Origin of the sequence: Siphonobacter sp. SORGH_AS_0500 (assembly GCF_031453245.1) — a bacterium.
In the GTDB taxonomy this organism is placed as follows: Bacteria; Bacteroidota; Bacteroidia; order Cytophagales; family Spirosomataceae; genus Siphonobacter.
This window is the reverse complement of record NZ_JAVIYT010000006.1, coordinates 196,705-209,545: the sequence shown is the minus strand read 5'-3', so window position 1 is coordinate 209,545 and position 12,841 is coordinate 196,705. Positions and strand designations below refer to the sequence as shown.

The window sequence follows — 12,841 nt, the reverse complement described above, 5'->3', positions numbered from 1 at the left end:
GCCTCTGTCCCTACACGGTCATCTTGCGGTAGGAAAAAAGCATTAATAAAATAGACCCGAGTGTCCAGCCGAATAAGATCAGAATGGAAGGAGCCGCTGAGGTTAATCGCCAGGCGATGCCTGGAGCGTGGTAGGTAAACTGGGGTACCGTTTTCCAGAAATCGTTACCCGCAACCGTATTTTTCTGATAGAAATCATCCACAATAACTCCTACTTTCCGACGGTGTAATTCCGCTTTTTCGGCAAAATCATTGTGCGTTTTCATGTCCGTTGCCGTGATTCGCATCGAGAAATCACGGAAAGCCAGAAAAGGCGATAATACCGCCGAAGCCTGCACCAGAGCGTTTTGCCGACTTTCATTTTTATCCACTGCCTCATACGCCCGATCCATTACTTTTCCATCGGACTCTTCAAAAAATTCGATGGTAATAGGAATGTAAAAAACGGGCAGATCTTCCAGCCGGGTTACGCCATATTTTTTCAACGTTTCTTTTTCCAGAATGGCACGTCGCTCGTCCTTGGTACCTTCACCATTTACGCCGTATTCTTTTTCGTGAAAGGTCGTGTTTTCAAATTCCAGTGAAGTGATGGAGGGATACATGCGTTTGGAAAGTTCACTGGCCAAACGCGGAATGAGGAAAACGCCCAGTAACCAGAAGCCTGATAAACTGACGAGCGAAAGCGACGAGTTGCGGGTCAGTAAAGAAACGGAAACACCAATGATGGTGATTAACACCGAAAACAAGGCTAATCCAAGCCAGTAACAGGCGTATGCTTCCAGCAATGAAGTCCAGTTTTCGGTTTCCTGGCCCAGTCTGAGAAGGGCGAGGGAACTCAGGCCCAGGATTATTAATATAGAAAAAACCAGGATGAGACAGGCAAGTAGTTTACCCGTAAAAATCTGCGTTGTACTGGCTTTTGAGCTGAGAATCATCTTGATCGTACCGTTTTCCCATTCTTTAGAGAAGATATTATGGGCCATTAAAAAGATGAAAAGGGGTAATATAAACTGGGCGAAATACCCTACATTAAAGAAACCAAAACTTCGAATACCCGTGGCATCCGTCACCTCCCGAAAACGAACGACGCCGCGTTTGTGGGGTTCGAGGTAAAAGGAATTTCCCGTATAATCTTCGATGCCATTGTCAATCATGGCCAGATCGGCCGTGGGTTTGTAGGCGTAAAAGCCGAAATGAGCACCCAGGTGCGGGTTTTTATCTCCCTGCGAAATAAACTGCTGATAGGTACCCTGCTGCGACTCTCGTAGCAACTGACTGTGCGACCTATAATAAGAATAGCCATTATACAAAGCCAATCCCATCAGTATCAGCACTCCGACCCATAACCAAACCACCTTAGCAGTCCGAAATATCTCCCGAAGTTCTTTTTGTATGATTAGTTGAATCATGTATTCAGTTTTCAGTTGACTGTTTCCCGTTTACAGTTTTTTGTTTCGGTTTTCATTTACAGCCACTGATAATCAAAGTGATTCGGCTTAGAAACTATTGCTTAGCCTTTAACTGAAAACTATAAACCGAAAACTGTAAACTATAAGCTACATTTCTTTCACCAAATCAATATAAATCCGCGTGAGGTCGGCGTGGGTTACCTGGCTGGAGATTAGCTCCTGGCAGAGTTTGCCCTGATGCATGATGCCGATGCGGTGACCGAGGTTTTTGGCCATAAGTAAATCGTGCGTAGCCATTAAGGTGCTCACGCCCTGCTGACTAAGTCGGGTAATGATCTCGGAAAATTCATTGCTGGCGTGCGGGTCTAGTCCAGAAGTAGGTTCGTCCAGAAACAAGACTTTTGCTTTTTTGACCAATGCAATAGCAATGCCCACTTTCTGCCGCATGCCTTTCGAGTACGACGACACCCGTTTATGAAAAGCGGAAGTCTGTAAACCAGCCACCTGCATAAACTGACCAAGTTCGTCTTTGGTGTAACTGAAACCTGAAAGTCCACTGAAAAACTCCAGATTTTCCATGCCCGAAAGCGTCGGATACAGGTTTACAATTTCAGGAATGTACGCCACCATATCCCGCGTGGCCTGATTATTCACCGATACCTCAACGCCATTGATAAACGCCTGACCGCTGGAGGCAGGAATAAACCCCAGAAAAAGGTTAATCGTCGTGGATTTACCCGCACCATTCGAGCCCAGCAAACAATAGATCTCTCCCGGCTGGATGTCCAGATTGAGCTGATGCAGAGCAATATGCGAGCCGTACGCTTTGGTTAGATTAACTGCTTTCAACATGGGAAGTGGGACTAAATTACGTAATGAACACTCAGGCGGGCATGGATCGGAGCCTGCGGAACCCAATAGTATAACCCATTGCGAAACCAGGGTGTGGCAATCAGGTTTTTATTCAAAATATTATTAATTAACAAATTAGCTTTCCATCGTTTATGGTGCCAACCCAGTCCACCGTCCAGCCGGAATAAATCCGGGGTAGAGTGTACAACAGCCGTTGCATAACGTTCGCCCCGTCCGCCCTGATATTGATACCCCGCCGATACGGAAAAAGCCGATAGCACCCGACCAGGTAACTGATAATTTAACCAGGTATTCTGCACGTGTTTGACGTACATGGGCGGGCGGGCACCCACCAATGCTGGGTTTACATCCGCATCAATTTTGGAATCATTGTAAGCGTAGTTAATCACTGCATTTAAACCCGGTGCTAGTTTCCCAACCACGTCCAGTTCGATGCCCCTGGCGTGTGTTTTCCCTACCTGCAATCGATAAAGTGCATTATTCGGATCGGTGGCAACTATGTTATTTCGTTTGATGGAATAGAAGGAAAGCGTCGTATTCCAGCGTCCTTCGAGCCAGTCTTTCTTTAATCCAATCTCGCGGTTTAATCCTTCCAACGGTCGAATGGCTTCTCCATTACTCATGAGGCCCGCCTGCGGAATCAGCGTTTGGTCGAGTAAAGCATATACTGAAAACGAGGGCAGAACGCTATAATTTACGCCTACCCGCGGCGTAAAAACCTGATCTTTTGAGGAGGTAATCACAGCAGAGACGTTGTTCCGGGTTTCCACGGAAGTAAAACGACCGCCCAGGGTTAGGCGAAGTTTATCTTTGAGAAAAGTCAGTTCATCCAGGGCATAAAACGAGTAATAACGAATGGACTGATTCGTGTTACCTTTGGAAAAACCGCCCGGTGTCTGATAGGTTGGCATTTCAATAGGATATTCAGGAGCATTGATATTCAGTGGATAATAGCGGGGTTGCGTTTTTCCGGCTGCGTCGGTGTAGGTATCATACGTTACGTAACTATCCGCCCGAAATCTTTTCTGGTTCACATCAATTCCCACCAGAATTTGCTGGGTTAACCCCGTCGTCTTAATCTTTCCATTCACAAAAGCCTGCTGGGAATACACCTGCGTGCGGGCCAGATCGTATTTGGGATTTCGCAGCAATACATTCGGATTGGCAGTATTTACGCCCGTCACCCACATGTAAATGCCTTCATAATCATTCTGCATCAAAGCCCCCCGAGCCGTTACCGACCAGTCTTTACTAAAGGCATGCGAGAAAGTCAGAAAGGCGGTTTGATCCCGAACGTGGTAAGGTGGAAGGTTGGGTTCGTGAATGGTAAAATCCCTGGGTAAGGTTGCAAAGCCATTCGGCGTCATGACGATGGGACTCATCAGGGCATACCCAAATTGCTGATAATTGTACTCGGCAGTCAGGGAAGTCCGGTCACTGAATTGATACTTCAGCACCGGAGCTACTAGTAATCGGCGATTAAAATCATAGGTAACGAAGGACTTACTGGTCATACCCATGACGTTCAGCCGATACTGAAGTTTTTTCTTCGCGTCCAGCACGTCATCTAAATCGACGGCCAATCGGTATAAATTCCAGCTCCCCCCCATGGCCGTAGCCGAATAATGGGGCGTGCCGGTAGGCTGTTTAGTTACCACGTTAAACGTTCCAGCGGGATCGCCAATGTTATTCATGAACAGCGAGGGACCTTTCATGAATTCTACCCGGTCAATAATAGCTGCATCTTCGGGGACGGGTCCGCGATAAATCGGGGTCAGGTCAATGCCATTGCGAAGCGTGGAAATCTGGCCGCCCCGCATGAACATGTAGGGGCCCAGGTTATTGGAAACCTCCTGCCGAATAACGCCGCTTACATTCCGGGCTACGCCGTCAGTCATGTTAAAACTTCCCTGATCGTAAATTACATCCGCACTGACTTCCTGAATGTTCTGGGAAAGGTGAATCAGCGGCGTTTGTAAACGAAGAGCACTCGAAACCGTACTCAGGTGATAGGGTTTATAATATTTCGACGTTATAGTTACTTCCTTTAAACCCTGCCCGTCAGCCATAACCAGGCTTACTTCAATAAAGGAAGTATCACTCGTCCATACAATTCGCTGGCTTTGGTAGCCTATGTGGCTGATGGTAAGGCTGGAAACGGGCGTGGTAGCTTGAATTTCGAAGTAACCGTCTTCGTTGGTCAACGTGCCCTGCTGGGTTGCGGTTATTTGAACGCTGGCTCCCGACAAAGCTCGCTGAGGGGCCTGAGCCTCTCTGACACGTCCTTTAATGATTACCTGAGCCTGGGAAGAAAGAAAAAATAAGCAAAGGAGTAAGACTCCTGATATACGGATAATCATGAACGATTGAATCGTTACTTCGTAGAATAATAACTTATTTCAGTAAAAATCAGGTTTCAAAGATAAGTTATGGACGTTCTATTTGTATAGAATAATTCTAAAAAACGCCTCTATGGCTTTTTATAAATACCGCAACTGTTCGAGAAAAGCGTCTGCTAGGCTCAGCGTTACATTAGTTTGGGTACCATTACAATGATTCGCAACCCTCAGGAAGGTCTCTCTTCGTTCGAGAGGAGAGAATTAAAATCTTTGTAATGTAGAGACGAGATGAAGTTGCGTCTCTACTTGAAATGCTTGATTATATACTTTTTAGGATTGGCAATCATCCGCCAGGGTTGGTGTCCTCACCAACCAGGGTGACGGAATGTACTCACTGCTCGTCCGCAACTGTATAGCGGATGTTTGAGAAAAGCGTCATTTTCCTGCCCAACATTCACTTTTCTACTGCTTAATACCATTACAATTATCCATTGTAGAGACGCGACTTCATCGCGTCTGGCCGGGAGATGAGGATAACATTAGGAATAGCAAAAATGCCTTTTCATCAACCAATGTAGTAAAACCGCCTCTACCCAGACGCGATAAAGTCGCGTCTCTACTTAAGGGAAATTTCCGCCAGGGCTGGTGTCATCACCAACCATTAGGCTTTTAATAATGGCTGGTGAGGACACCAGCCAGGGGACGGAAAAATGCCTTTTCATCAACCAATGTAGTAAAATCGCCTCTACCCAGACGCGATAAAGTCGCGTCTCTACTTAAGGGAAATTTATGTTTGTGAACAAACATAGGTTGGTAACTTCAAGGAATGGCTTTAAACAGAGCCATACTTCACATAAAAAGACCCTGAACGGGCTTCCCTATCAAACGACTAAAATAGCCGGACCGAATTCTTCAAAGTGAATAAACTGAGCATTAACACCCTGGCTTCGTAAGTATTCCACGTGTTTTTTAATGAATACCGCAGGGCCACAGATGTAATAATCGGCTTGTGGGACGATGGCTTCCTTTACCTTAGTTAGATCGACAAAACCTTCGTAGTAGAACTCCTGCGTATGGTCATCCAGTTTGTTATAAAAGGTATGAATTGCCATTTGCTGGTGGCGGCCTCCAAGTTCGCTTACCGATTCTTTGAACGCATGTACTTCATACCCTCGACACCCGTGAATCCAGGTAATAGCACGATCTTTACCGGTCTGAATCAGGTACTCCAGCATACTCATAAACGGGGTTAATCCTACCCCACCGCTGATGAAAACAATGGGATTATTTGTCGTTACATCCAGTATAAAATCGCCCGCTGGTGGAGCGACTTCGAGTATATCTCCTTCCTGAATTTTATCATGCAGCAAGTTACTCACGAAGCCCGCTGGGCGTTCGGCACTGCCTCGTTCTTTCTTCACCGAAATTCGGTAGTAATTGCCGTTGGGTGCACAGGAAATGCTATACTGACGGGGCTGAAGCACCTGAAGTTCAGGAACGAAAAGACGAACCGTAATGAACTGTCCTGGTAAAAAGTCGGCTACTTTACCACCATCCGAAGGATACAGATAAAAAGAAGTAATTTCTTCTGATTCACGAATTTTCTTCTGAACCACAAAGGGTCGCCAACTGCTCCAGCCTCCTGCTTTCGCCACGGTATTGCTGTATAGATTGGCCTCGACATTACTCATGACTTGAGCCAGTTGCTGATATGCCAAACCCCAGGCTTCGAGTAATTCAGAGGTAGCCGCCTCACCTAATACCTCACTGATGGAAGCTAGTAAGTGCTTACCTACAACGGCATACTGCTCTGGCCGAATGTCCAAACTGACGTGCTTATGAGCAATACGGTTAATGGCCTGGGAAAGTACTTCAGGGTTATCAATGTGCTCGGCATAGGCTAGAACCGACATCGCCAGTGCCGTTGGTTGGGCTCCCGTCCGCTGATTAGCACTATTGAACACATTTTTCAATTCGGGATTATGCGTTAGCAATCGGTTGTAAAAGTAAGTGGTCAGGGCTACGCCGTGCTCTCTTAATACCGGAACTGTCGCTCGAATTAAAGCTTTCTGATCGTTTGTCATGCTATAAATGATATTAATACCTTTTTATCCTTTATTGATTTTGCAAACATATCGGTAATTTTATAAAGGACAAAAATATCTTTTATTAGTTTTGTCCTTTCACACAGCAGTCATGGCTATTTTTTCTAAAACTTGTGAATACGCGATTCGAGCGGTATTCTACATCGCTCATAAATCCACGACGGGGCATAAAACGGGTATCAAGGATATTGCAGCCGGGATCGATTCCCCCGAGCTTTATCTGGCAAAAATTCTCCAGAATTTAAGCCGTCAAGGCATCATCAGTTCGACGAAAGGCCCTAATGGCGGTTTTTACATGCAGGAATCTTCGCTCAAGAAACCTTTAAGCGAGGTTGTAGAAGCAGTGGATGGCAATAGCCTATTTTACGGCTGTGCCCTGGGGCTGAGCCAATGCTCGGAAGTTAACCCCTGCCCCCTGCACGATCAGTTCAAGTCTATACGAGATCAGATCCATCAGGTTTTACAACAGACAACCATTGGTGAGTTTAATGAAGAATTGCTTAATGGACTACTTTCACTGAAAAAGTAAGGGTCGTTTTAGTGTTTGAGCACTTCTTGTGCAAGCGTTTACTACAAATGTCTTTCTGATTAAGACGAAGAACTTTACTTTTCTACAGCTTAGCTTAATTACCATTATAAAGTAGAAACGCGGCTTCATCGCGTCTGACTGGGAAATGATAATTAATCTAAAGGTCACGAAATCACATGAATAACTTTACTCGCCTGTCGCCAGTGTAACGCCCCCCCTCTATCATACCTTTCTACGACTTCCCAAAAAGTCCTTTAATCTTATCCATAATACTGGTATCATCTTTCTTTTTATTTTCTCCAATCAGGAAACCGTAGGGTTGTAAGGCTTCTACGTGGTCGCAGATAATTTTAATAATTCCGATTAGTGGTAAGGCTAAAATCATTCCCGGAATACCCCAAATGGTTTCGCCAATCACGATGCCGAGAATGGTAAATAAAGGGTTAATGTTTACTCCTGAACCTACAATTAAGGGTTCAAGTACATACGTCTGAACAAATTGAACCAACCCATATACCAGAATAATGCCAATAATCATGGAGCTGTCGCCGCCCTGAGCGATGGTTATCAGTACGGTTAATCCCGTTCCGGTCAGGTTTCCTATGAAAGGGATGATCTCAAAAAGTCCGCACAGGATACCCAGAAAGATGGCATGTTCTACTCCTACAATGCTGAAACCTACGCCGTATAAGACCCAAAGGGTAACAATCATTCCGCCCAAACCACCGAGGTAACTCTGAGCTACTTCGCTGCTTTTCTGAATGACCTGTCGTGCTTTCAGGTGATCTTCCGGCGGGGTCAATTTCAGTACAAACGCTTTCAGGTGACTTCTGAAAAATAACAGCAGGAAAATATACACTAACACTAAAATGAGATCGACGGCCACCGACATTAATGAATTCATTACTGCCGTTACGACCGATGAAAGCTGCCCCGAAGTTGAGGATTGCTGCTCTTTTATTAACTCATTCTGTTTCTTTGGACTCACGCCCAGGTTGCTGCTAATCCATTGTTTAAGATCGCTAACGAGTTGCGTGATCCGTTGTTCAATCCCACTTAAATCTTCCAGTAACCCGGAAAATTGCCATTGTAGAACAAACAGCAGCAGTGCAATAGCGATGAGCATTACCACAAGGCATGAAACCGCCGCAAGGCCTCGCTTTATTCCCTTTTTTTCGAACCAGGTGGCGAGTGGTAATACCAGCATCGCCAGCAAGCCCGCAATCGTCAGGGGAACCAGAACCGTTTTCGAAAAATACAATCCAGCAAATAATAGAAAACAAAACCAGAGAAAACGGGCGGGTTTTTGAAGAGCGTGCATAGAGACCAGACGTGATTAAAGGCATATCGTTATAAACATAACCTTGAAGGCTGGAAAATGTTAGTCTTTACGGTTAGAGGTTACACTTCCACCAACCGTGGCACCTCTTTTTCATGAATAATTTTGTCTGTTGTATAGCTAGGCAGGTAAGGCCGTCTAGGCTTGATAAAGCTGAAAAACTATAAAACCCACACGTTCGAAATTTGAATCAGCACTCATCCAACCAGAACAATACAGACGATCGGGGCCAGACCCGAGCAGATCGCTGGATTGAGCCCTTTTATGACTTAGTAATCGGTACCGTGATTGGACAGTTATCGAGTCTGTTAAGTAGCCCGGTCTCTGGTGATGAATATCTTCAGTATTGCTGGCTCTTTTTACCAACCTGGTGGCTGTGGACGGGCTTTTCTTTTTACTTTGATCGTTTTGACCGCAATTCGATTTTCCAGCAATCGGCTTTGTTAATCAGTCTGATTCCTATCGTTTTGTTATCAGTTACGGCCCCGCAAACGTTCAATGATAAGATAGCAGGGTTCACGTGGTCTTACATTGCTGCCCGGTTTATACTGCTGGTACTTTACGTTTATACGATCGTCAACGATTCCGACTTTCGCCGACCCGCCAGGCATCTGCTAATAGGGTTTAGCGGTGGACTTAGCCTCTGGATTCTCGGAGCTTTCTGGACTGATTATGGAATTTACCTGAAAATAGCTGGGTTAGTGATTGACCTTGCTACGCCCTGGATCGCTCGGGACGAACTTAGGAAAGTAGCTCCTACGAAAGAACATTTTCCGCAACGGCTGGGCGTTTTTACGCTGATTGTAGTCGAACAGAACGTAATGAATCTATCCAATAGCCTTACCGAAAGACTGTGGGGCGACTCCATGCTTATTTCTGCCTTTTGTGGGTTAGTGTTGATAGTTACAATCTGGTGGTGGTATTTTTTTCACCAGGAAGAATTCATCATTGGCCGGATTCAAAACGACGGATTACGTCATTCCTTCGGGCATATGCCTTTGTACCTGGGTACCGGAACGCTGGCTCTGGCCGTTAGTGGAGCTGTAGCTCAGGAAGATTCGCAGCGATGGTTATTAACGCTCGGCATGTCTCTATACGCGGGATCATTGTGTCTAACTACACTGCCTAAAATAAAACAGCCGTACCGATTCAGGTATCTATTATTTACAATAGCCCTATTACTCGTCTGCTGGGGTATAACTGTGCTGGTGGAAGAGATCTGGGTAGCCCTGGCGAGCATGGTTACTGTCTGGTTGATTTATCTGTACTTCGCTAGAAATGAGTTGAAAAGTAGGGCTCTTTTCCCTCCAAAAACCGAAAACGAAACCCCGGAAGAGGACGGTTCCGTTCCTCTTCGGATAGGGTAATCCGAGGCGTTAATTAACGAGATTTTTGCTGAAATTGTAAGGGACTAAGTCCCACGTATTTTTCAAAAAAAGCGTTAAAATCCGTAAGTTGCCTGAACTCCAGCTTCCGGGCCAGCTCTTCTAAACCTAGGCTAGAATTTAGTAATAAATCTTTCGCTTGCGTAATGATTCGGTCGTGAATCTGAGCACGAACGTCCTCTCCCGTTACCCGGGAGGTAACGGCATTCAGGTAACCTGGGGTAACGTCCAGCTCTCTGGCAAAGTCAGTCACTGATTGATGCGTCCTATGCTCGGGCGAGTCAATCAAATTTATGAAATCATCATACAAAGCATCGTCACTTTCCCTAACCATCATTCCCAGCGTGGGATCGGCCGAGGCTGCTTTTGCATATAATCCTTTGATTCGGAACAACATAATATGCAAATAAGAAGCAATCAGGGCAAATCGATCTGAACTATCCGATTGATACGCTTCCTGCATTTTATGAAAGACTTTTACCAGTGCATCCCGGTCATAAGCCGACACAGTAAAAGGAATAGCTTTTTCTAAATGCAGAAAAGGAAATTCCTGAATGATGTTACTGATCTGCGGACGCTCCTGAAGAAACGCATCGGTAAAGGTGAGATGCCATCCTTTCTTAAAGCCGGGCTGCGTTTGCCAGGATAGTACCTGAAAAGGAGATTTGAAGAGCAGAAAAGGAACTTCGGGCCTGGTGGTGTGATGGCCAGGATTTAAATCTGTTTTTAATTCCTCTACTAAGCGAATGGAATAGAAATCATGCCGAATGAGCGGCATTTCTCCCTTTTCCCAATGTCGCTGAAATACTTCTAATTCACTCACATCGAAGTCTTTATCGAGCGGCGGTGGCCCCCCCATATAGTTATTGTAAGCGACCAGATTCTCGAAAAGTTTCATAGAATAAGTAAAGCAATGTATTAGACGTATGAATAAATCGACGAGTCAATAACAAATCTTGCATTCCCAAGGGTCGTTGCACTTACGTTTATTACTTAAACTGTTGGCTTTGGCATTTTATGATTCGAACGGCAGCGTAAATTACACCGAACCAGATATTTTCAGGTAGGCAACCACTCTAAAAAAATTAATTAGTTCATGAGTAATTTGTACTTACTTTTATCGATGAATAAGTTACAAAAATTTAGCCTCATACGAACAGACCTTCTAAAATTTATAATTGTCGGATGGTACTCTCGAACGAAGAAAGAGAGACCTTTTGAGGAATGGGGCGGGTTTAGTCAAGTTACCGTATGACCCAACCAGCTCGAAGAAGACCATAAGATCCTTCGCTTCGCTCTGGATGACAGACGCGGATGATAAAATATCTTCAGGTAGGAAATAGTTATTATTACCAACAGCCTCCAAAGTGTCTCCGGATTTCATCCGGGGAAGCAACATTCACCAAAGAAATTTCTTATAATACTAATAAGCTCCTTCACTTTAGATGACCAAAGGAGGGGTAAGGTTATGGTAGTAACAATATATTACGATGCTTGTCCGGGACAAATCGCAGAGATATTCGATTTAGCTAAAATATCTTTTTCAGAGGGTATCTATTACTTGAAGTCAACTAAAAAAGACGTTATAAAAAACTTTAAAACAAACTCTTTTTATAACGTCTTTTTCATTCAATAAATCACTTATTATAAATGCATTATTCTAGTTTATTCGTGAATATTCAATATAGTTTTAGCTAACTGTATCATTTCAGGGTTGCCAGTATATTTTCCACGTTCATCCGAAAGCTTAACCACTTCTGTCCATTCTTTATTTCCGGGATTGGCTTCCGTCATTTTCAAAACAATATTCATGGCTGGTAATCCTACGTCGTTGGTTAGGCTGGTTCCAATGCCAAAAGACATCCCGATTCGTCCCCGACAGTAATCTGCAATTTTTGCTACTTTTTCATAGTTAAGACCGTCCGAAAACGTAATGGTTTTACTTAAAGGATCGATCCCCATTTGCTGGTAATGAGCAATAACCTGATCGGCAAAATGTAAGGGATCGCCACTGTCGTGACGCACGCCATCAAATAACTTAGAGAACATTTTGTCAAATTGCTGAAAGAATACGTTCGTAGTGTACGTATCCGATAAAGCGATTCCTAAATCGCCGCGATACACCTCTACCCAATGTTGCAGAGCCATGGCGTTAGCCATTTTGAAGCCATAGCGAGCGGCGTGAAACATGAACCATTCGTGAGCGTGCGTTCCAATGGGTCGGGTTTGCTTAAGCATGGCCAAATGAACGTTACTGGTCCCTACGAAAGAGCCATCTCCATAGGTTTTCAAAGCATCCACTACCTGATTCTGTACTTCATAAGAATGACGGCGGCGGGTTCCAAATTCGGCTACTGTAACCCCTAGTTGACGATAGTTTTCAATTTTCTTACGCGTTACCTCCCGTACTTCCTCGTTACTAATTCGCTGTAAACCCTTAAGCCGATAATACAACTCACAAATCAGAGACATCAACGGAACTTCCCAGAGAATAGTCCGGTACCAGTGTCCTTGCACTTCTACCTTTAGCTGATCGCCGTTCTGTTCGATGTGCACTTCCTGGGGCTGATAGCGATACCCTTCCAGAAAATCCAGATATACCGGATCGAGATAAGGGCAGGTTCTGGCAAAAAAAGCTTTTTCTTCACGGGTTAATTTCAGCCCTGCCAGTTCATCAACAGCTTGCCGCAATGCCTCGGCAAAACCCGGCGGAAAAGAATGCTTTCCGCGATTAATAAATGCGTAACGGGCCTGAGCGTTAGGAAAAAGGCGAATAACGCCTTGTTGCATGGTAAACTTATAAAAGTCGTTGTCAAGAATGGATGGAATGATTGAAGGCATACGTATAGCAGTCGATGTTATC

Annotated in this window: 9 protein-coding genes; 2 read left to right on the top strand and 7 right to left on the bottom strand. The window is 44.7% G+C overall.

The features are described 5' to 3' along the window. Positions 1-10 precede the first annotated feature (10 nt). The 4 genes from QE357_RS22435 to hmpA all read right to left on the bottom strand — a co-directional run bounded on the left by QE357_RS22435 (position 11) and on the right by hmpA (position 6,704). Positions 11-1,408 (bottom strand): DUF3526 domain-containing protein, encoded by a 1,398-nt coding sequence (locus tag QE357_RS22435; protein ID WP_309712738.1) that lies wholly within the window; start codon positions 1,406-1,408, stop codon positions 11-13. Positions 1,409-1,555: 147 nt separating this feature from the next. Continuing rightward, complete coding sequence (locus QE357_RS22430) at positions 1,556-2,260, bottom strand: ABC transporter ATP-binding protein (protein WP_309712735.1); 705 nt, start codon at positions 2,258-2,260, stop codon at positions 1,556-1,558. 11 nt (positions 2,261-2,271) lie between these two features. After that, positions 2,272-4,641 carry a TonB-dependent receptor domain-containing protein gene (locus QE357_RS22425; RefSeq protein ID WP_309712732.1) on the bottom strand — a complete coding sequence of 790 codons (2,370 nt, stop codon included), beginning with the start codon at positions 4,639-4,641 and terminating at the stop codon, positions 2,272-2,274. A gap of 860 nt (positions 4,642-5,501) precedes the next feature. Continuing rightward, positions 5,502-6,704 (bottom strand): NO-inducible flavohemoprotein, encoded by a 1,203-nt coding sequence (hmpA, locus tag QE357_RS22420; protein WP_309712729.1) that lies wholly within the window; start codon positions 6,702-6,704, stop codon positions 5,502-5,504. A gap of 112 nt (positions 6,705-6,816) precedes the next feature. On the opposite strand from hmpA, the gene QE357_RS22415 reads away from it, so the two are divergent. Further along, positions 6,817-7,254: an Rrf2 family transcriptional regulator gene (locus tag QE357_RS22415; protein ID WP_307143985.1), complete on the top strand. Its 438-nt coding sequence runs from the start codon at positions 6,817-6,819 to the stop codon at positions 7,252-7,254. A gap of 232 nt (positions 7,255-7,486) precedes the next feature. Here the strand turns inward: QE357_RS22415 and QE357_RS22410 are convergent, their stop codons facing one another. After that, complete coding sequence (locus QE357_RS22410; protein ID WP_309712726.1) at positions 7,487-8,575, bottom strand: AI-2E family transporter; 1,089 nt, start codon at positions 8,573-8,575, stop codon at positions 7,487-7,489. A gap of 203 nt (positions 8,576-8,778) precedes the next feature. On the opposite strand from QE357_RS22410, the gene QE357_RS22405 reads away from it, so the two are divergent. Next, a complete protein-coding gene (locus QE357_RS22405; protein WP_309712723.1) occupies positions 8,779-9,960 on the top strand; it encodes a low temperature requirement protein A in 1,182 nt (393 codons plus the stop codon). Between the two features lie 13 nt (positions 9,961-9,973). On the opposite strand, the gene QE357_RS22400 is transcribed toward QE357_RS22405, so the two are convergent. After that, positions 9,974-10,876 carry a helix-turn-helix domain-containing protein gene (locus tag QE357_RS22400; protein ID WP_309712720.1) on the bottom strand — a complete coding sequence of 301 codons (903 nt, stop codon included), beginning with the start codon at positions 10,874-10,876 and terminating at the stop codon, positions 9,974-9,976. A gap of 767 nt (positions 10,877-11,643) precedes the next feature. Beyond that, positions 11,644-12,819 (bottom strand): nicotinate phosphoribosyltransferase, encoded by a 1,176-nt coding sequence (pncB, locus tag QE357_RS22395; protein WP_309712718.1) that lies wholly within the window; start codon positions 12,817-12,819, stop codon positions 11,644-11,646. Positions 12,820-12,841: the final 22 nt, after the last annotated feature.